General features: G+C 33.1%; 17 protein-coding genes and 3 tRNA genes. 13 read left to right on the forward strand and 7 right to left on the reverse strand.

The window, feature by feature from the left end; genetic code table 11:
• Window positions 1-12 precede the first annotated feature (12 nt).
• Both pfkA and MST30_RS14735 read right to left on the reverse strand, forming a co-directional pair.
• On the reverse strand, window positions 13-999 hold the full coding sequence (gene pfkA, locus MST30_RS14730; RefSeq protein ID WP_243472172.1) for a 6-phosphofructokinase: 987 nt from the start codon (window positions 997-999) through the stop codon (window positions 13-15).
• Window positions 1000-1136: 137 nt separating this feature from the next.
• On the reverse strand, window positions 1137-5516 hold the full coding sequence (locus MST30_RS14735; protein WP_243472173.1) for a translocation/assembly module TamB domain-containing protein: 4380 nt from the start codon (window positions 5514-5516) through the stop codon (window positions 1137-1139).
• A 194-nt stretch (window positions 5517-5710) separates the two neighbouring features.
• Between MST30_RS14735 and tsaD the strand changes: the two genes are divergently transcribed.
• The 8 genes from tsaD to MST30_RS14775 all read left to right on the forward strand — a co-directional run bounded on the left by tsaD (window position 5711) and on the right by MST30_RS14775 (window position 12194).
• The gene (gene tsaD, locus MST30_RS14740; protein WP_243472174.1) at window positions 5711-6733 is read left to right on the forward strand and encodes a tRNA (adenosine(37)-N6)-threonylcarbamoyltransferase complex transferase subunit TsaD; all 1023 of its coding nucleotides are present in this window, start codon (window positions 5711-5713) and stop codon (window positions 6731-6733) included.
• A gap of 1 nt (window position 6734) precedes the next feature.
• Window positions 6735-7196 carry a heme-copper oxidase family protein gene (locus MST30_RS14745; RefSeq protein WP_243472175.1) on the forward strand — a complete coding sequence of 154 codons (462 nt, stop codon included), beginning with the start codon at window positions 6735-6737 and terminating at the stop codon, window positions 7194-7196.
• 103 nt (window positions 7197-7299) lie between these two features.
• Entirely contained in the window at window positions 7300-7929 is a 630-nt protein-coding gene (locus MST30_RS14750) for a peptidylprolyl isomerase (RefSeq protein WP_243472176.1), read from the forward strand.
• Window positions 7929-8633 (forward strand): 16S rRNA (uracil(1498)-N(3))-methyltransferase, encoded by a 705-nt coding sequence (locus tag MST30_RS14755; protein WP_243472177.1) that lies wholly within the window; start codon window positions 7929-7931, stop codon window positions 8631-8633. The genes MST30_RS14750 and MST30_RS14755 overlap by 1 nt, the downstream gene beginning before the upstream one ends.
• Window position 8634: 1 nt before the next feature.
• Complete coding sequence (locus MST30_RS14760; RefSeq protein ID WP_243472178.1) at window positions 8635-9276, forward strand: DUF4159 domain-containing protein; 642 nt, start codon at window positions 8635-8637, stop codon at window positions 9274-9276.
• A gap of 88 nt (window positions 9277-9364) precedes the next feature.
• Window positions 9365-9865: a TrmH family RNA methyltransferase gene (locus MST30_RS14765; RefSeq protein ID WP_243472179.1), complete on the forward strand. Its 501-nt coding sequence runs from the start codon at window positions 9365-9367 to the stop codon at window positions 9863-9865.
• A 51-nt stretch (window positions 9866-9916) separates the two neighbouring features.
• The gene (locus tag MST30_RS14770; RefSeq protein ID WP_243472180.1) at window positions 9917-11005 is read left to right on the forward strand and encodes an AI-2E family transporter; all 1089 of its coding nucleotides are present in this window, start codon (window positions 9917-9919) and stop codon (window positions 11003-11005) included.
• 7 nt (window positions 11006-11012) lie between these two features.
• Complete coding sequence (locus tag MST30_RS14775) at window positions 11013-12194, forward strand: class I SAM-dependent methyltransferase (protein WP_243472181.1); 1182 nt, start codon at window positions 11013-11015, stop codon at window positions 12192-12194.
• Here MST30_RS14775 and MST30_RS14780 read toward each other — a convergent pair.
• Together MST30_RS14780 and MST30_RS14785 are read right to left on the reverse strand one after the other, a co-directional pair.
• Window positions 12181-12594, reverse strand: a complete 414-nt coding sequence (locus MST30_RS14780; RefSeq protein WP_243472182.1) for a hypothetical protein — start codon at window positions 12592-12594, stop codon at window positions 12181-12183. The two genes, MST30_RS14775 and MST30_RS14780, sit on opposite strands and share 14 nt — an antisense overlap.
• 136 nt (window positions 12595-12730) lie before the next feature.
• Window positions 12731-13327: a hypothetical protein gene (locus tag MST30_RS14785; RefSeq protein WP_243472183.1), complete on the reverse strand. Its 597-nt coding sequence runs from the start codon at window positions 13325-13327 to the stop codon at window positions 12731-12733.
• Window positions 13328-13472: 145 nt separating this feature from the next.
• Between MST30_RS14785 and MST30_RS14790 the strand changes: the two genes are divergently transcribed.
• From MST30_RS14790 to MST30_RS14800, 3 genes are all read left to right on the forward strand, one after another.
• A tRNA-Ser gene (locus MST30_RS14790) sits at window positions 13473-13556 on the forward strand.
• A gap of 19 nt (window positions 13557-13575) precedes the next feature.
• Window positions 13576-13650: transfer RNA gene (locus MST30_RS14795), tRNA-Pro, on the forward strand.
• Window positions 13651-13659: 9 nt separating this feature from the next.
• A tRNA-Arg gene (locus MST30_RS14800) sits at window positions 13660-13733 on the forward strand.
• A 37-nt stretch (window positions 13734-13770) separates the two neighbouring features.
• Here the strand turns inward: MST30_RS14800 and MST30_RS14805 are convergent.
• Window positions 13771-15813: an HD family phosphohydrolase gene (locus MST30_RS14805; RefSeq protein ID WP_243472184.1), complete on the reverse strand. Its 2043-nt coding sequence runs from the start codon at window positions 15811-15813 to the stop codon at window positions 13771-13773.
• A gap of 112 nt (window positions 15814-15925) precedes the next feature.
• Here MST30_RS14805 and MST30_RS14810 point away from each other — a divergent pair, with 112 nt between their 5' ends.
• Both MST30_RS14810 and MST30_RS14815 read left to right on the forward strand, forming a co-directional pair.
• Window positions 15926-17104: an acetyl-CoA C-acyltransferase gene (locus tag MST30_RS14810; protein ID WP_243472185.1), complete on the forward strand. Its 1179-nt coding sequence runs from the start codon at window positions 15926-15928 to the stop codon at window positions 17102-17104.
• Window positions 17105-17113: 9 nt separating this feature from the next.
• A complete protein-coding gene (locus tag MST30_RS14815; protein ID WP_243472186.1) occupies window positions 17114-17863 on the forward strand; it encodes a C40 family peptidase in 750 nt (249 codons plus the stop codon).
• A gap of 57 nt (window positions 17864-17920) precedes the next feature.
• On the opposite strand, the gene MST30_RS14820 is transcribed toward MST30_RS14815, so the two are convergent.
• Together MST30_RS14820 and gyrA are read right to left on the reverse strand one after the other, a co-directional pair.
• Window positions 17921-19204 (reverse strand): tetratricopeptide repeat protein, encoded by a 1284-nt coding sequence (locus MST30_RS14820; RefSeq protein ID WP_243472187.1) that lies wholly within the window; start codon window positions 19202-19204, stop codon window positions 17921-17923.
• 30 nt (window positions 19205-19234) lie between these two features.
• Entirely contained in the window at window positions 19235-21772 is a 2538-nt protein-coding gene (gene gyrA / locus MST30_RS14825; RefSeq protein WP_243472188.1) for a DNA gyrase subunit A, read from the reverse strand.
• Window positions 21773-21880: the final 108 nt, after the last annotated feature.

The raw sequence follows: 21880 nt of genomic DNA on the forward strand, positions 1-21880 counted from the left end.
TTTCTCTTGTTTTTAAATTGTCATTATATCTGAAACTCTAAGTAGTTCCATGTTAATTTTTGATTTTCCTTTTACTGCTTGGTCAAATGGTGTTAAATCCATAATATCATTTTTAAGACCAACCATATAATTGCTTTTTCCTGTTATGAGGCTCTCTACTGCTTTTACTCCCATTCTACTTGCTAAAACACGATCAAAACACGATGGACTTCCACCACGTTGCATGTGACCAAGAACTGAAACTCGCACCTCATATTCACCTTTATTTTCTTCAACGTAATCTGCTAATTCAAATACGTTTTTACCAATTTTATCACCTTCTGCAACAACTACTATACTAGATGACTTACCAGATTGTTTACTTCGTCGTAAAGACTCAAGTAATCTGTCTAGACCAAGATCCTCTTCTGGTATTAAAATTTCTTCTGCACCAGCACCAACACCAACATTTAAGGCAATATGACCCACATCTCGTCCCATAACTTCTATAAAGAAGAGTCTGTTATGTGAACTAGCCGTGTCTCTAATTTTATCTATGGCTTCTACCGCAGTATTTAAAGCAGTATCATAACCTAGTGTATGTGTTGTACCAAAAATATCATTATCTATAGTACCAGGAATACCCATAACTGGGAAATCGAACTCTTGATTAAAAATCATGGCACCAGTAAAACTACCATCACCACCTATAACCACAAAAGCATCTATGCCAGCTTTAGTGAGCGCGTCGTAGGCTTTTTGTCTACCTTCTTTGGTTCTGAATTCTTGTGAACGTGCAGACTTTAAAATTGTACCACCTTTATTAATAATACCCTTTACACTACGAGCATCCATTTTTTCGAAATCACCTTCTATCATTCCTTGGTAACCTCTGTAAATGCCATAACATTCTAAACCATGAAAAACACAGGTTCTAATTACAGATCTAATAGCAGCATTCATACCTGGAGAATCTCCTCCAGATGTTAAAACAGCAACTTTTTTTATTTTATGTAGCATATTATTTTTTATTCAATACAGTAAAATTAATAAACAATGCACGGAATAATGTGACTATTGTCATAAAAAAAAGTTACGAAAAACAATTCAAACGTTTTCGTTAATAAGTATTTTAATAAAATTAGAGAAAGAGGTGTCTAAGACTTAGATTTTGTCTTCTTTTTCTTCATGGACATATACTCTGGCATAAGATTATTATCATCATTTTCGTCCTCATTTTCTTCCCTTGTTGCCTTTTTGTCTTTGCGATTTTTTCCTGAGAAAATTATTTGAATCAATTCTTTGAAAGTATCAAACTCTACACTGTAAGATAAACCAACTCCTTGCGTGTAACCTATTTCTTCACCAAAGTTTCTGATTGTGTTTTCTCTATTGAATACTTTGGCTCTTAATGTTCCGTCTTCATTGAGTAGAAAATCTATTTGCACATCTCCTGTAATAGTTGTTTGTTGTGTACTACCAAATGGCACACCTACCTTACCATTAACCAAAACCTTATCTGAAATTTTTGTTTGAAGTGTAAAACCTACAGAATTATTAGTTTGCAAATCTGGTGTGTCTTGACCTATTTCTGCAACAATACCTATATCTAAATTGTCATTATTATCACCCAGTATATTGTTCAAAATCCCTGTTAAACGCTCAGAGAGTGTTCCGGTAATATCCAAACCACCTGTTGTTGTTGTAAAACCACCTGTACCTAACAATGTAAGTGCCTGATTATTTCTTATGTCTTTTGATGACAATCTATAATCTAACTCAGATTTTACAGTAGAAGACACACTTGGAAAACGCAAGTCGAAATCTGGTTGTGGCTGCTCTAAATCTCCTGTAAGGTAAATATCTACCTCAACCGGAATTCTTTGTGATATTGGATTATCTAATAAAACCGAAGGGTTTGCTTTTGTTTTGTAAATAGCTTTTAAATTAATCTCTGCTCCCATAGGATCACCTTCCCAAACAATACTTCCACCTCGTTCTACCTCAAACTTTTTCTCTACCAAACCACCGTACTTAAAATTATATGTTCCTTCACTGACTACAAAATCTCCCCACATATTAAAAGTACCATTGGTGTTAATGAAAAAACCAAGGTTGCCATCACCTTTTCCTTTTATGGTACTTCCTGCTTCTTTATCGATAACTATTTCTATTGTTGCATTGGTATTAACATCCAAATCAAAAACAAGTTCTAAACCTTTTACCTCTATTGCTTCGGTAACTTCTCCATTAATTCTGGCTTTCTTTTCTTCTGGACTTAAAAAGTGAATAAAGGAGTTATCTCCAAAACTCTCAGAATCATTTAGCGGAATATTAAAAACAGTTCCTTGAGCTGTACTCCCTTCTACATCTATAATTAATTGATCTGTTGGACCACTAATACTGGCTTCTCCAGATACAAAAGCTGTTCCGTAGTACAATTCGTCTTCAGACTCTTCTGTATTTAAGACTAGTAAACGATCTGTACTTAAATCTAAACCTAGTTCCCAGTCTGAAAAATTATTGTGTTCAATGTAGCCATTTAAATGTCCTTGAGAGAAGTACTTGGAATCTGTCATAGCTACATTATTGAATATAAACTGTTGATTTCGTAAAGACACTTTTGAGTCAAAATCAAACCCATAGTCTACGTTTAGATATGGTATGGACAAGCCTGCCCTGTCGAGCAATAGTTCGCCATCTATACTCGGTTTTTTAAGACTACCTGTAACTCTGGCTTCACCAGAAACCAATCCTCTAATGTTACTTATAACACCCTCTCCAAGTGGATTTAGAGGGTCTAGTAAAAACTCTTCAAAAGAAACATCTAAATCAATTGTTGGTCTTCTTTCTGCAACATCTATAGTTCCTTTAGCTAAAAAAGAAGTAAGATTATCATTAACTAAAGAAACATCAACTTTATAATTTGTAATAGAATTATTTCCTTCTATATCTGCCGTTAAATTACCTAGGTCATAATCATTAACAAAGAGATTACTTATTTCTAAGTTAGACTTTGGCAAATAAGTACCATCTTTTTGTATAAGGTCTAGTTTTCCGTTTACCAAACCAGCTAAATCTAAACTATCTATCCTTGGTGTAATTTTTACCAATTCAACATCTTTAAAATCTACTTTAAGGTTTTTATTAATACTATCGCTAATGGTACCTGAGACTTCTATAATTTCATTACCCTGATTTATAGTAATTGGAAAAATATCGAAGGCTGATAGTGTTCTGTCGAAACTAATTTTATTGAAGTTATTTTTTTCTGAATTTATAAACCATTCGTACCCTTTGAATAGCACATCAGATTTTCTGAAACCCACAACTGACTTATTAGCCTCGTCAATGGTATAAAACATATTTAGGTTAAACATGTCTTTATTGTTTTCACCTCCTTTAAACTCGGTTTTTACAAGAAGCGTGTCTCTTCTGGTTACATTAATTAGACTAAAATCTGAAGCATTGTAAACACCAGCACTGAGCGTATCTATTTCTATATATGTATTGTACAGTGGATTGCTATTGTCTACACTTAGGTTAATATTGTTGGCAAAATAATCTTTAAACTTAATTTCTGGAGAATTAAAAGTAAGGTCAAACCCTCTTGCATCTGTTTCAATTCGTCCTTCAATAAATGTGTTTTTACCCAAATACAAATCCTTAAAAAAGACAGCTGCTATTTTAGAATAAATATTAAATCTAAAATCTATATACTGTCCTTCTTCTATTTCATAAGGTACATAATTGGTATAAATACTTCCGATAGAATTTTCAACCAATTTTAATATATCTTCAGTTTTGAATTTCCCTTTAATATTTCCATTAATGATATCAGGTGAATTAATGGCTATTGTACGCTCATCACCCTGAAAAGAAGATACAATGTCAAAATCTTCAAATCTATATCTACTATCTTGATTTTTATATGTTGTATTCTTAATATTAACGGCACCAGTAGCGTCATCTAGAGTAGAGCCTGTAGCTGTCATTACTACAAAACCTTTAAATTCTGAAACACTATCTCTTGTAACAAAATTTAACACTCTGAGGTTTGCGTAATTAACATCGGCACTGAAGTCGAATTTCTTTTTTTCATCAACAAAGTCTACTAATCCATTAAAGTCTAATTGTAGGTTTGGATCATCTACTACCAACTTACCATTAAAGATTTTATTCCCTAAATCTCCTGAAACCGTAATACCATGATATTTGTAACCGTTGTACTCTAAGCTAAAAACATCCCCTTTTATATTTGAACTCAAATTATCCAAGGTAAATCCTTTACCGTCTACATCGAGATTTGCAGATACAAATTTGGCTTTTGGGTCGTTAATTAGTTTACCTATATCAAATTCGTCAAAAACAACATTCCCTACATAGCTTGCTCTATCAATATCATCAATTTCGGTGAGTTCTAAATCTGATTTTACAAAACCTAAATCGGTATCAATTTCAATATCTGCATTGATACGCTTGGTGGTTATTTGAGATGTTCCTGTAATTTTAAAATTACCAACCTTAGATAAAACCGTTGGTATGGCATTGCCAAGAATTCTTGGCAATAACGCTGTTAAGTCATTGTAATTTGATGCTAAATTTTTAAAATCACCATCTAAAGCAAAAGTGTCGTCTTCTGCACTAAATAGATTTTTAAAGGTAATATCTCCAACAATCCTTGTATTTCTGGTGGTACTTACATTTAGGTTTTTGGCTTCAAGGTTATTTAAAGTTCCTGATAAATCTGCATTGAAACTGGCGCGCTGATTAATACCAAACTCATCAAAAAACACATTTAGCTCTGTTAATGATATTTCTGAATCCTTAAAGCTAGCCGTAACATTTACTTTGTCTGTAAAGTCTTTTAGGTCCTCTCGTTGGTAATCGAATCTTAAATCTCCTTTTAATTCAGATTTTTCGGTTTCTATACTCAAATCACCAAAATTCATGTGGTCTAAGGTGTATTCAAAATTGGCTTTTAAATTATCTACCGTTATACCTCTACTATCCTTAAAACTGAATTTATTAATACGTGTACTTACATCTGGACCATTAATTAAAAAATTGGTTGTATTGGCATTGAGCTCTGTAAACTCAAAAATTCTTGGAGTTTCAAGATTTTCATCTGTTAATTTAAAAATGCCATTTTCTATAGACATATCACTAGACGAAAACAAGAAACTACTTGGACCTTGCCTTGGGTTATCGTCCTCAAACTTATCTACAAAAACGTCTAGATTAGTATCCTCTTCTCCTTTGTAAGTTTTTAAATTGAAGAATAAATCCTGAATATCTATATCTCCTAAATTAAACTTACCATCATATAGGTTTTTAAAACTTATGATAGAGCTGTTAATTTCTCCAATACTTATAAGTGTGTCATTTTTGTAATCTCTAATTAAGATTTCTTTTAACTCTATATCTCCATTAAGCTGAAGACCAACTTTACCAATATTAATGTTAGTTTTAAAGTCTTCATTTACTTTTTGCGTAGCATATTTACCAAGTTTAGTTTGCACAGCAGGAATACCCAAAATTAAAAACACTATAAGAAACAGGAGCAGAATGATACCTGCTATTTTACCTATTATTTTGAGTACTCTTTTGATATGGATTAATGATTACTTGTTGATGAAATCTTCACTACATTTGCAATACTAATACGTAAGCAAGTGTAGTCTTAGACTATATTCCGTAAAATTAACAATTATTGTGCCCTTTTTAGTTAATGAAAAAAGAAAATATTTACATCCTTGGTATAGAATCGTCTTGCGATGATACTTCTGCTGCTATACTATATAATGATACCATTTTGAGCAATGTTGTGGCGGACCAAAAAATTCATACCGAATATGGTGGTGTTGTCCCAGAATTGGCCTCTAGAGCACACCAACAAAATATAGTTCCTGTAGTGCACCAAGCTATTAATAAAGCTGGCATTACCAAAGACCAACTAAGTGCTATTGCTTTTACACGTGGACCAGGTTTAATGGGCTCATTACTTGTAGGTACTTCGTTTGCTAAGTCTTTAGCATTTGGTTTAGACATTCCTTTGATAGATGTTAACCACATGCAAGCGCATATTTTGGCACATTTTATTGAAGAAGAAGGGCACCAAAAACCACCATTTCCGTTTTTGGCAATGACTATTTCTGGCGGACATACACAAATTGTAAAAGTGACTAGTCATTTTGAAATGGAAGTCTTAGGGGAAACCATTGATGATGCTGTTGGTGAAGCCTATGATAAAAGTGGAAAAATATTAGGTCTTGGCTATCCTGCAGGACCAGAAATAGATAGACGTGCGCAATTAGGAAATCCTAAAGCTTATAAGTTTACCAAACCCAAAGTAGATGGTCTTAACTTTAGTTTTTCGGGTTTAAAAACTGCAATACTCTATTTTGTACAACGCGAAACTAAAGTCAACCCAAATTTTGTTGAAGAGAACTTAAACGACATTTGCGCGTCTATTCAATACACAATTGTTGGCATTTTAATGGATAAATTAAAACTTGCTGTAAAGCAAACTGGTATTAAACATATTGCTATTGGTGGTGGAGTTTCTGCAAATTCTGGCATTAGAAAAGCACTTAAAGAAGCCGAAAAGAAACATGGTTGGACCACTTACATTCCAAAGTTTGAGTACACCACAGACAATGCTGCTATGATTGCTATTGTTGGGTATTTAAAATATTTGGAAAAAGATTTTTCTGATTTTGATGTTATGGCTACGGCTCGGTTGAAGATTTAACATGAAGCTAATCAAACAAAATGTTTATTATTATTTCTGGATTACTGCAATTGTATTAATTGCCTTAAGTATCTATTGGTTAAATTTTGAAGATGCGACATTAGATATTAATGTTCATGATACATACTATGTGATTCACAATTCTCATATTCTTCAACTTATTGCATTTGTATATATTTTCTTAGGATTCATTTATTGGTTGTTTAAAAAAATAAATATCAAACTAATAAAAGCCTTAACCCAATTACACACCTCGATAAGCATTTTAATTTTTCCCTTATACTTTATTTGTAGTTATTTGTTGGAATTACTTAACCCTCCTTCTAACTTTCCGCTTTTAGATAGTACTCAAAATTCTCAATTACTAATTACCATTATTACTTTGGTTGGACTGTTGGCTCAACTGCTTATAGTTTTCAATATAATTATTAGTCTTGTAAAGTATTTTACTCATAAAATCTAAATTGTTAAAACATCTGTTGATAACAGATAGCGTAAGGGTTCAATTACATTTTAAAATTTAGTTGTTTTGTAAGTATACCTATTTAGGCTAAATCAGTTACACAATGAAACAGCTATTTTTTCTACTACTCTTCATTCCTTTTTTAAGTTTTTCTCAAGAAAGTTTAGAAACCGAACTCGATTCCATTAGTTCTATTGAAGACGCTAAAACCTTTGCCAAAAACCACAAAAAATCAAATAATAGTAAAGTCTTTACGTTTAACAAAGAGAAGCACAAAACACGTTTAGCGGATGAGCTTTTCAAACTTTCTAAAGGTGGAAAAAAAGTTATAAAAGGAGATTACAAAAAGACTTACTATAAAGTTATTGACAAGCAAAAAACACTACACTACAGAGTTAGCTACATTTTTTTTGATGGCGATAAAATGGAACTAGAAGAGATTAATGAAAAGCGCGATAAAATTATTTCGCAATACCAACAAGGTTATAAATTTGATAAGCTAGCACAATTACACTCAATGGATTTAAATGCAAAAAGAGGTGGTGATTTAGGCTGGTTTCCAGAAGGACAAATGTACCAAATGTTTGAAGACGCTGTTAAAGACCATGATACTAATGAAATTTTCACTTTAGATATTGAAGACAAAAACTGGTATTATATTGTTCTTAAAACACACGACTCTAAAACCATTGAAGAAATTACCGTTTTACAATACTCAGAAGCCATAGATTAATGCAATTATTTTATAATCCCAATATCTCAGAAGGAGATGCTACATTTAGTTTTGATAAAGACGAAAGCCGACACATCATAAAAGTGCTTCGTAAAAAAGTTGGCGACCAATTACATATAACAAATGGATTAGGTTGGCTGTTTAATGCAGAGCTCGCCTTAGCTGATGCCAAACACTGTTCGGTAAATATCCTATCTCAAAACCTACAACCAAAACGTCCTTTTAACTTGCATCTTGCTGTTGCTCCAACCAAAATGAACGACAGATACGAATGGTTTATAGAAAAAGCTACAGAAATTGGTATCGAAGAGATTACACCAATCATCTGTGATAACAGCGAGCGCAAAGTTGTAAAACTAGAGCGTTTTGAAAAAATATTACAATCTGCTATGAAACAATCTTTGCAATGCTATTTACCAAAACTAAATGCTCCAATCGCTCTCAAAGATTTTTTAGATTCTTCTTTTGTAGCCACAAAGTTTATTGCCCATTGCGAGGAAACTGATAAAAAATCACTAAAGTCTCAGCTAAAAAATAATGACGATACTTTAATACTTATTGGACCCGAAGGTGATTTTAGCGTTAAAGAAATCGAAATGGCTTTGGCTGCTGATTTTATTCCAGTAACTTTGGGTAACACACGTTTGCGTACTGAGACTGCTGCTATTGCGGCTTGTCATTCGGTTGCTTTTGTAAATGAATAACATGAAAAAATTAATAACTCTATACCTTATACTCTTTACTTTTTCACTTTTTGCTCAAGATGTAGCTGTGTTAAAGTATAAAGGTGGTGGCGACTGGTATAGCAATCCTACTGCTCTACCTAATTTGGTAAAGTTTTGTAATGATAATATAGACACCAACATCAATGAAAACATTCAAACTGTAGAAGTTGGTAGCACAGACATTTTTCAATATCCGTTTTTACACATGACAGGTCATGGCAATGTGTTCTTTAGTGATGATGACGCCGAAAACTTAAGAAAATATCTCATCTCAGGTGGTTTTCTTCACATAGACGACAATTATGGTATGGAGCCGTACATTACCAAAGAACTAAAAAAGGTTTTTCCTAATAACGAGTTAATAGAAATACCAAAAGATCATGAAATATTCAACACTGCTTTTGAATTCCCAAACGGTTTACCAAAAATCCATGAACATGATGGTAAAGCACCGCAAGCCTTCGGTATTTTTCATGAAGATAGATTAGTCTTACTTTTTACCTTTGAAAGTGATTTAGGAGATGGCTGGGAAGACCCAGAAGTACATAATGACCCTGAACATGTGCGTGAAAAAGCACTTAAAATGGGAGCTAACATTATGAAATATGCTTTTGAGAATTAGAAAAGAGATAATAGATTCTAGATATGAGACTATTTATTTCACAAAACAAGACTTCTCTTATCTCAAGTCTAACTTTTAGAGTCTAACTATGCAGCTCACCCACTACACTTCAAACTTTAAAAAGCAAAAGCATCCTATTACACTTGTATGTGACAACATTACCAATGCACCAAATATTGGAAGCTTATTTCGTATTGCAGATGCTTTTAATATTGAAGAACTTATTTTTTGCGGAAACAATATTCCTATTGGAAAACGCATGACCAAAACATCGCGTTCTACCGAAAAGTATGTAAACAATAGAATTGAAGAAAAGATTGACGATGTTATTCTTCAGTTAAAAGAAACACATCAAATCATTGCTTTAGAAATTACCGAAAGCAGCACAGAACTAAGCACTTTTAAACTTGAATACAATAAACCAATAGTATTAATTCTTGGTGATGAAAACTTTGGAGTTTCAGAATTTGTTTTAGAACAATGCGATGCTGTTGTACACATCAATATGTACGGAAATAATAGTAGTATGAATGTAGCTCAAGCTACCAGCATTGCGCTTTACGAGTTTACCAAACAACTTAATTCTTAAATTTACGTAGTTGCTTCCATTGTTATCAAAATTTTTCAGCATCTTTGAGATATGAATTCAAAAATCATAGCAAACGGCATTCTTAGAGCTTTAGGTATCATACTAGCCATTGTATTGGTTTTATTTTTTCTTTATAAAATTCAATCTGTAATTGTCTATATAGCTATTGCGGCTGTAATTTCGTTAATAGGCAGACCTATTATACTATTTCTAAGACGTAAACTAAAATTCAACAATACCCTTGCTGTTGTTGTTACCATGGTATTATTCATAGGAATGCTTGGAGGGTTAATAGGAATGTTTATTCCTCTAATCACAGACCAAGGCAAAAATTTGGCACTCCTGGATTTTGATCAGTTAGAACGTAATTTAGACCATCTATATCAGCAGATAGTAACCTATTTTGAGTTCAACAACATCGATGTTGAGCAGTCTTTAAAAGACTCCAATATACTATCTAAACTCGATTTTTCATTGATCCCTAACTTCTTTAATAGTTTGGTTAGCGGATTGGGCAGTTTTAGTATTGGTTTATTTTCGGTGCTATTTATTTCGTTTTTCTTTTTAAAGGATAGTAAACTGTTTGAAGACGGCATGATGATCTTTGTACCAGAAGGTAATGAAACACGCTCTAAACGCTCTTGGAACAAGATAAAAGACCTTCTGTCTCGTTACTTTGTTGGACTTATTTTTCAGATTCTAATCCTATTTGTTATCTACACCATTGTGTTGCTTATTTTTGGAATAGATAACGCAGTTGTTATTGCTTTCCTTTGTGCCCTACTAAATTTAGTACCTTATGTTGGGCCTTTGGTAAGTGGTTTTTTAATGCTCGTATTGAGTATGTCTAGCAATTTAGGCGAAAGCTTTAGCGATGTTATTTTACCAAAAACCACTTACGTAATGATTGGATTTATCATCGCACAATTGGTTGATAATTTCTTTAGTCAGCCCTTTATATTCTCCAAAAGTGTAAAATCGCATCCATTAGAAATCTTCTTGGTTATCATTATTGCAGGCATTTTATTTGGTGTTGTAGGTATGATTGTCGCTGTACCTGCTTACACAGCAATAAAAGTGATTTTGAAAGAGTTTTTGTCAGAATATAAAATCGTAAACAAGCTTACAAAAGGATTGTAGTTATAGTTTGAATAACACTATTTTAAATACTGAAATACAAGAATTTATAAATTCAAATTTAAAATCAGACATTTCAAGTTTATTACTTAAAGGTGTCCCTTTTAAAGATATTGACTCCAAACTCATAATAGAGCAAATTGAAGCCAAAAAACGAAGCGAAAAAAAGTTGCCAACCTGGTTTAAAACCTCTAATATTTATTACCCAAATAAGTTAAATATTGAGCAAACTTCGTCCGAAATAACAGCAAATTATAAAGCTGATTTGGTTTCTAAAAAATCCTTAATTGATCTTACAGGTGGTTTTGGTATAGATGCCTATTATTTTTCAAAAAAGGTTGAAACAGTTACGCATTGCGAAATTAATCTTGAGCTTTCTGAGATTGTAAAACACAATTACAAGGTCCTTGAATCTGACAATATCAATTGCTTAAATGAAAATGGTATAGATGCTTTAAAGCGATTAGATAAACCCTTTGATTGGATCTATATAGATCCATCTCGAAGAGACGAGACAAAAAATAAAGTTTTCCTGCTTTCAGATTGTACACCAGATATTAAAACACATCAAGCGTTATTTTTAAAATATGCTAAGCATGTGATGATAAAAACATCACCATTATTAGATGTATCAGCAACAAAAAGCGATTTAAAACACGCAAAACAGCTTCATGTTGTTGCAGTAAACAACGAAGTCAAAGAACTACTATGGATTTTAGAACGGGATTTTGAAGGTGAATTAACAATTAAAACCGTTAATCTTACAAAGGATAAAAATGAAGTTTTTGAGTTTAATTTTGGTGATGAATCTAATACTATAGTAGAATATTCTGAGCCACTCACCTATTTATATGAGCCTAATTCAGCAATATTAAAAGCTGGAGCTTTCAATTCTGTATGTTCTACCCTCAATGTTTACAAACTTCATAAACATTCACATTTGTACACTTCAAATGAGTTAAAAAGTTTTCCCGGAAGACGATTCCGTATAGAAAAAGTCATCTCCTTCAACAAAAAAGAGTTTTCTAAGACTAGTATACAAAAAGCAAACGTCACCACACGTAATTTTTCCTTATCTGTCAATGATATCAGAAAAAAGTTGAAAATAAAAGATGGCGGCTTAGATTACTTGTTTTTTACCACAGATAGAGATAATAATAAAATTATAATCTTTTGCTCTAAAGAAAAATAGGCAAGTAAGATACAATTTCATTATTACTGTCAATCTCGATCTCGTAAGCCATACAAGACCCCATACTAATCACAACTTTATCATCATTTACTAATGTTTGATTAGTGTCTATTGAAAACAAGACATCACCTTCTTCGAAGCTAGCCCATGACGTTGTTGTATTAGCTGGAATATTGGGAATATCAACCAATACAATTCCATCGCTATCAACAACTTTAAAATCAACAGTAACTGTTCCGTTGTTTATAACTCTTGTAATTGGGTCTTGTGCTACACAAGGATCATTAAGTTGGGTTGGAGTTAAATCTGTAGAAATATCATTTCCGCTAGGGTCTGATGTACAGGCAAATAACATTAATGCAACGCACGTTAAAAGTGTGCTTTTAAGTAGGTTTTTCATTGGTTAATAGTTTCGTTGTTAAGGTTTTAAAACCCTAACAATCAATTTGGGAAGACAAACATATAAAAGATTTTTTAATTTATCGACAAAAAGTCTAAAATATTCGATAAAGTGTAATTTTAAAAATGACACATATTTAATCCAAAAAACCTTTTTGAGCTATAATCATATCAGTTCCCCATAACTCAACCAAGTACGATATATCTATTGGAAAGAAAGATGATGAACCATCGGAATTATATTTTACAGGACATTCCAAGCGATTACCATCAACAATTTCACATGTGTTTTTACCATTATCAGAGATAAATATTTTCTTTTCATCAAGTTTCTCATACACTTTCTTTAAATCTATAATAGCATATTTAATAAATGATGAGGCTTTCTCTGTTTCGTCTTTAGAGCTATCAATAATACCATAAGTGAAATAGTGAGCCTTCATTTTATAGTATTCAGATTCATGTCGCTCTTTAATTTTATTCGAGTCTCTGCGGTATCTAATTGTAAAATCTGTAAAACTCTGGTATTGCTTTTCTCTAAATCGCTCCTGAACACTCATTATAGAGCTTCCTTTTCTAAAAACATAATCAATACCATCCATCATGTCTATATATTTTGAATAATCCTTTCTTAACTGCACTTCTGACCAGTTTAATGGATTATATATTAAAGGTATAGCCAAGTTTCTGTGGACATAATTAGTGAACGCTCTATCTTTAGAATATTTAGACATATAGCAATAAAATTAATCATATTCTATACGCTATCAAAGTATTAGAGTATTTGAATTAAAAAACTCAAAAAAATTGTTGCGATAATTAATATGATAAGTTACATTTGCATCCGCAATTTTAAGAAACGTTCTTATAAAATTTATTGGAGAGGTGCCAGAGTGGTAATGGAGCAGATTGCTAATCTGTCAACGCGTAAGTGTTGCCAGGGTTCGAATCCCTGTCTCTCCGCAATTAGATAACCAATTTTCGGGGTGTAGCGTAGCCCGGTTATCGCGCCGCGTTTGGGACGCGGAGGTCGCAGGTTCGAATCCTGCCACCCCGACTTTTTAATGGTCGCGTAGCTCAGCTGGATAGAGCATCTGCCTTCTAAGCAGACGGTCACAGGTTCGAATCCTGTCGCGATCACATTAAGCCATACTAGTAATAGTGTGGCTTTTTTGTTTTATTCCGGATACTCTATCCTCAAATGATAGATATTGGCTAGTTTGTGCTTTAACACCTTTTTTATGGACTGAATTTCTTTAAAAGTAATATTAGCATTTAAGAATTGTCCACTTTCCATTTGCTTATTAATGATGTTTTCAACAAAATCATTAATCTTGGTTGTAGTTGGCTCTTTTAGACTTTTTGATGCAGCCTCAACACTATCACACATCATTAAAATAGCAGTCTCCTTACTAAATGGTTTTGGTCCTGGGTATGAAAAATCTTCAATTTTTACAGCATTATTTTCCGCCTTCTCTTTCATGTAGAAATAATAAACAACACTTGTACCGTGATGTGTTCTAATAAAATCAATCACACGGTCTGGTAAATTATATTTTTTGGCAATTTCAATGCCATTCAATACATGGTCTACTATTACCGCTGCACTTTCTCTACTTGATAACTCATCATGAGGATTAATACCATTACTCTGATTTTCTGTAAAATAGGTTGGATTCTTCATTTTACCTATATCGTGATACAAAGCACCTACCCTAACCAACATAGCATTCGCACCAATTTCGTTTGCTGAAGCTTCAGCCAAGTTGGCAACATTCAAAGAATGATGGAATGTACCTGGTGCTTTGTTAGATAATTCTTTTAAAAGCTTAGTATTGGTGTCTGATAATTCCAAAAGCGAAACATCAGATACAAGGCCAAAAATCTTTTCGTAAATATAGATGAGTGGCTGAACGAAAAGTGTTGCTAAACCACATAGAATAAATAGCCCAAATGTATCCCATTTTAAGGTTGTTATTTGTCCTTCGTGAATTACAAAAAATGCAAAATATGCGATTATATATATCAATGTTATCTGTCCTACTGAGATAAAAAGATTGGCACGCTTATATAATTCTGAAACCGTTAATATAGTTACAATTCCGGCTATGATTTGAAGAAACATATACTCATAACTATTTGGCACAATAAAGCCTAAAAGTAACACTGTGAGTACATGAGAGAATAAACCAAGTCGCGCATCAAAAAAGGCTTTTAACACCAAGGGTAATATACATAATGGCACCACGTATATGTATTGAGAATTATAATTAATCACCAAAGTGGTGAGCAATATCATCAGAGCGATATTAAAAAATATAAAGGTTACTTTGGTATTATTTTGAAAAACCTCCAACCTATATTTCTGCAAAAAAAGTAAAAGCATCAAAAGTGCCAATGCCACCAACAATGTATATGCTACAAGTACCCAATTGTAATTAGCAGTATTCCAAACCTGAGATTCATATTCAGATTTCAGTGATTTTAAAATGTTGTATTCCTCATCTTCTACCACCTGCCCTTTTGAAATAATCAATTGGTCTTTATCTATACTTCCACGCGTTAGTGATATTTGAGAAAGTTCCTCTTCTAATGTAGTTTTTGTAAGAGTTTCATTTAATGTCACATTAGGTTTAACGATATCAAAAAATAAGGATATCATCCTATTTTTATTCTCTGAAGAAATTGATTTTTCTAAATAGTTTTCTAACCTATTTGTTAACTGTTTTTCTTCAACAAGATTTTGATACTCTAGCCTTTTTTCAACTTTATTAGAGGCTACTAAAACAACAGGTTTGTCTTTAGAATATGGATAATCAGTATCTAAAATTCCGTTTTCGTATAAAGTTTCTATTATATCTGTTCCTTGCTTAAATAAAGCTTTTTTTGCAGTAGTAGAATCATTAAAGACTTCATTGAATTTAGTAATGTAGTTTAACTTTATGTTCTTTGGAATTTCAAGATCAATATCAAAGTAAACAGGAGCATTATTCTCAATTTCAAGTTGCTCTTCTTCTATTTCAGCTTGCGTTTTTTGAATCGCAAAATTAAATGGAGCCAATAAACTTTCGGATTGCCAAGGTTTACCTTTCTCAAAAGAATATCTAAACTTGCCTGTTTTAGGAAATAAATAAACAATGAAAAGAGTGGTCAACAAGAACAATAGTATTTTATATACTAAAGCATGATTTTTATACCATTTGTTCAGAAGTTCCTTCATATAAATCAAATGTAACAAATATTAAATTTTAAACCTCTATATTCTATAATACATTCCGAAATATCTCAAAAAATCATTAATTTCGCAGGAACTAATTATAAACAAAATAATAATGAACAAGGACGTAGTTATCGTATCTGCCGTTAGAACACCAATAGGAAGTTTTTTAGGAAGTTTATCTAGTGTACCAGCCCCAAAACTTGGAGCTGCTGCCATAAAGGGCGCTTTAGAAAAAATTAATTTAAAACCAGAAATGGTTGATGAAGTACTAATGGGAAATGTAGTACAAGCAGGTACAGGTCAAGCTCCTGCAAGACAAGCTGCTATATACGCAGGTATTCCAAACTCTGTTCCTTGTACAACAATAAATAAAGTTTGTTCTTCTGGAATGAAAGCTGTAATGCAAGCTGCACAAGCTATTCAACTTGGCGATGCTGATATTATGGTTGCTGGTGGAATGGAAAATATGAGTTTAATTCCTCATTATTACCATGCTCGTAGTGCTACTAAATTTGGACCTGCCACCTTAGTAGATGGTATGCAAAAAGATGGTTTAGTAGATGCTTACGACAACAATGCTATGGGTGTTTGTGCAGATGCTTGTGCTGTAGAATATGATTTTAGCAGAGAAGACCAAGATGCATTTGCTGTACAATCTTATAAACGTTCTGAAGCAGCTTGGGATGCTGGGAAGTTTAATAATGAAGTTATACCTGTTGAAGTTCCTCAACGTCGTGGTGATGCTGTAGTTGTTAGCAAAGATGAAGAATATACTAATGTAAAGATGGAAAAAATTCCGGCTTTACGTCCTGCATTTACAAAAGAAGGCACTGTAACTGCTGCAAATGCTTCGACCATTAACGATGGTGCTGCTGCCTTAGTTTTAATGAGTAAAGAAAAAGCTGAAGAATTAGGTTTAACTCCTTTAGCGACTATAAAGAGTTATGCAGATGCTGCACAAGAGCCTGAATGGTTTACAACTGCACCAGCAAAGGCATTACCAAAAGCATTAGCAAAAGCAAATGTAGAATTAAGTGATGTTGATTTCTTTGAGTTCAATGAGGCTTTTTCTGTTGTTGGCTTAGCAAATATGAAAATTTTAGGTCTATCTGACGATAAAGTAAATGTAAATGGTGGAGCTGTTTCATTAGGTCATCCACTTGGTTGTTCTGGTGCTAGAATTTTAGTTACTCTTATTAACGTATTACACCAAAACAATGCTAAAATTGGTGCAGCCGCTATTTGTAATGGTGGTGGTGGTGCTTCTGCAATGGTAATAGAACGCCCATAAATTTCATATATGCAATACGGAGTTTGCAATCTAGGGATTGTACCAATACGATTAGAGCCTACTGATACCAGTGAAATGGTAACTCAAGCTTTATATGGTGACTTTTTTAAAGTGCTTGAACAGCGAAAAAAATGGAGTCGCATTCGTTTTGCATATGATAAATATGAAGGTTGGATAGACAACAAACAATATGTTGAAATCGAAGAAGATCAATACAATCGATTAGCAAATTCTAATATTTGTCTATCAAAAGATCTAGTACAATTTGTATCTGACATAAACAACAGCCTTTACCCAATACCATTAGGTTCAGACCTAAATTGCTTAAATCTGTTGGAACAGAATTTTGAAGGCAATAAGATTACTGAAAAGAGTGACAAATCTAATATTATAGATACTTCATTTTTATACCTCAACACTCCGTATTTATGGGGAGGAAAATCTCCTTTCGGAATCGATTGCTCTGGCTTTACGCAAATGGTGTATAAACTTAATGGTTATCAATTACTACGCGATGCGTCTCAGCAAGCTACACAAGGTGCAGCATTAAGCTTTATTGAAGAAAGCGAACCTGGTGATTTAGCCTTTTTTGATAATGCTGATGGTAATATTATACATGTTGGTATAATAATGAAAGACAACTATATTATCCATGCGCATGGCAAAGTTAGAATTGATCGTTTAGACCATAGTGGCATTTATAATATTGATAAAAATATGCACACCCATAGACTTAGGGTGATTAAAAAAATAATTTAAACAAAAAAATGCGACTTGATTAAAGTCGCATTTTTTTATTATTATATATAATTAATTTTAGTTGCCAGCTTCAATCTCAGCAACTTTGGCTTTCATAACATTGAACTTATCTGTTTCACCAAGAGCTCCGTATATATTCTTTAATTGAGTATAAATATTGATATTTTTAGAATTTGGATTTGCTTTAATAAATGATTCTAAAACTTCAGCTCCTTTAGTAAAAATCTCATTCTTTTGGGCTCTTAATTCTTCATATTTTTTGTTATCCGCAGAAGAATTACCTAAAGAACTCATCTCATCATTTAAAGCATTACCTTCGCTGATTATTACTGTAGATAAATTTAAGGCTGCTTCAGCATAACCAGGATTATATTTTAGAGCATTTTTGAAAGCTATCTTTGCGTCTTCATATTGTTCTGCATTCATAGCATAGAATCCAACATTATAATTTAAATCAGGATTTTCAGGATCCATAGACAATGCTTCATGGAACAATTCAGAAGCTTTTTCATTATTACCTAGTTTAGTGTAAATATTAGCTTCGGATAAAATTAGGTTGTAATCATTTGGATTTTCTTCCTTCGCATCCTTAATTGCACTAATTGCTTTCTCTGTCTCACCATTCTGAACATAAATCAACGCAATGTTCTTTACAATCTCAGCTGTTTTCGCTTCGCTCTTTTCATCTCTAGGCTTATTATGCGATTTTGCTTTGATATAAAAATCTCTGGTATTCTTATCATTAAAATAATCTTCTTCACCAGTTTCTTTATTCGTAGCGTAATAATTCATTTTTTTACCTGTATAACCTAAATTCTTAAGTTGAATATAGTAATCCAATGCTTTATCATAATCTTGATCTGTTACTGCAGAAGAAGCAGCATAATAAAGGTAAGTAGTATCCTTTGGAGACATTTTGTATAGTTTCTCAAACTTGATAGCTGCTGCTTTGTAATTCTTAGTTTCAAAATCACTATTTGCCTTAGTGATAAAGGAATTGATCATACCTGTCTTCATTTCATTGGCATCCTCTGTATAACGTAATTTACCAATAGAAGATTCATGATTTTTCAATTCTTCTAGAGTAGTTATTATTTTATCAATATCACTATCAGAAGCAGCTCCATTAGCATAAAGTGCTTGAGCTTTTAAAAATAAAAACTTAGCCTTCATTTTATCATCCATATTACCTATCAATCCTTCAGCTGCTGACACAGCTGACTTGGCATCAGCAAAATTCGAATTTTTTAGTGCTTTCTCTATTGCTTTTACTTCATCCTTTTGAGCAAAAGACACAGCTGTCACTGTAAAAACCAGCACTAATGTCATTAATTTTTTCATTTCTAATAAAATAGTTTATGTTGTTAATTTTTAGTTTTCAGTTTCATTATTATCAATAGCCGTGCCATCTTCATTTTTTGTTTGGTCATCAGCATTTTCAATATCTAATTCGTCTGCATTTTCATCATCGTCATCTTTCATAACTTTAGCTACAGCTGCAATAGAATCGTTACCTTTAAGGTTAATCAATTTTACACCTTGAGTTGCTCTTCCCATTACACGTAAATCTGCAACTTCCATACGAATCGCAATACCAGACTTATTAATAATCATTAAATCGTCCTCATCAGACACGTTTTTAATGGCTACTAAGTTACCTGTTTTATCTGTAATTGAAATGGTTTTTACACCTTTTCCGCCTCTGTTGGTAATTCTATAATCGTCTAAACTAGAGCGCTTTCCGTACCCATTTTCTGACACCACTAAGATATTACTTTCAAAATCATCTACAGCTACCATTCCTATTACCTCATCGTTATCATTTGCTAAAGTTATACCTCTAACACCTGATGCATTACGACCCATTGGTCTTGTTTTAGCTTCTTCAAAACGGATGGCTTTACCAGATCTTAAGGCTAACATTACCTGGCTTTCACCTGTTGTAAGCTTAGCTTCTAATAACTCATCTCCATCCTTAATAGTAATTGCATTGATACCATTAGTTCGTGGTCTAGAGTATTGTTCTAAAGATGTTTTCTTAACCTGACCTTTTTTAGTTGCCATTATGACATAATGACTGTTTATGTAATCTTCATCCTTAAGGTCTTGGGTACAGATAAATGCCATTACCTTATCATCTTGTTCTATATTGATAAGGTTTTGAATAGCTCTACCCTTTGAAGTTTTAGAACCTTCAGGTATTTCATACACACGCATCCAGAAACATTTTCCTTTTTGGGTGAAGAACAACATATACTGGTGGTTTGTACCAACAAATAGATGCTCTAGGAAATCTTCATTACGAGTTGTTGATGCTTTTTGACCAACTCCTCCTCTATTTTGGGTTTTATACTCGGTAAGTGAAGTACGTTTTATATAACCAGCGTGAGAAATAGTAATGACTACTTTTTCATCTGGAATCATATCTTCAATACTTAAATCTCCTCCAGCATATTCGATTGTAGAACGACGCTCGTCTCCATATTTATCTCTAACAACTTCAAGTTCTTCCTTAATAATATCCATACGACGTTCTTTTTTGTCTAAGATATCTTTAAGGTCTTCTATAGTTTTCATTAACTCTTCATACTCTGCTCTTAACTTGTCTTGTTCTAGACCTGTTAACTGACGTAATCGCATTTCTACAATAGCCTTAGCTTGTATCTCTGTAAGCTTAAAACGTTCAATTAACTTTTCTCTCGCTTCTTCGGCATTTGCAGAGGCTCTAATAAGCGCAATAACTTCATCAATATTATCTGAAGCGATAATTAACCCTTCTAAGATATGAGCTCTTTCTTCTGCTTTTCTTAGTTCGTATTGCGTACGTCTTACAACTACTTCGTGTCTGTGTTCTACGAAATAGTGAATCAACTCTTTTAAGTTTAAAAGTTGCGGACGACCTTTTACTAATGCAATATTATTTACGCTAAAAGACGACTGTAAAGCTGTATACTTATAGAGCTTGTTGAGTACAATATTTGGAATCGCATCACGCTTTAAAACGTAAACAATACGCATTCCTTTTCTATCAGACTCATCTCTAATGGTAGAAATACCTTCTAGCTTTTTCTCATTAACCAAATCTGCAGTTTTCTTAATCATATCTGCTTTGTTGACTTGGTAAGGAATTTCATTAACAATGATACACTCACGTCCATTAACCTCTTCAATGTTAGCTTTTCCTCGCATCACTATTCTACCACGACCAGTATGAAAAGCTTCCTTAACACCATCATAACCATAAATAGTTCCACCTGTTGGGAAATCTGGTGCTTTAATGTGCTGCATCAATTCATCAACTTCAATATCGTTGTTATCGATGTATGCTATAGTACCGTTAACCACTTCGGTAAGGTTATGAGGAGGCATATTGGTTGCCATACCAACAGCAATACCCGAAGCACCATTAACTAACAATCCTGGAATACGTGTAGGCAATACCGTAGGCTCTTCTAAAGTATCATCAAAATTCAGTTTATGATCAACCGTTTCCTTATCAATGTCTGCTAGCATTTCTTCAGAAATCTTCTGCATTCTAGCTTCGGTATAACGCATTGCTGCAGGACTATCGCCATCTACAGAGCCAAAGTTACCTTGACCATCAACTAGCATATATCGTAAACTCCATTCCTGTGCCATACGCACCATTGTATCGTATACTGATGTATCACCATGTGGATGGTATTTACCCAATACTTCACCAACAATTCTTGCTGATTTTTTATGAGCTGTATTTGCTCTAACACCAAGCTCGTGCATACCGTAAAGTACACGTCTGTGAACTGGTTTTAAGCCATCTCTTACATCTGGTAACGCACGTGACACTATGACCGACATTGAGTAATCAATGTAGGCTGATTTCATTTCATCTTCAATGTTAATCGGAATGAGTTTTTCTCCTTCTGCCATATATAAAATTAATTAGATTTTTTGTAGGTTTTCAAAACGTGCTAATATAACCAATTTAGTAGTGTTTAAAGCACTTTTAAAAGTCTAATTTAGGAGTTTTTATTAACA

Origin of the sequence: Winogradskyella sp. MH6, from assembly GCF_022810765.1 — a bacterium.
Classification (GTDB): domain Bacteria; phylum Bacteroidota; class Bacteroidia; order Flavobacteriales; family Flavobacteriaceae; genus Winogradskyella.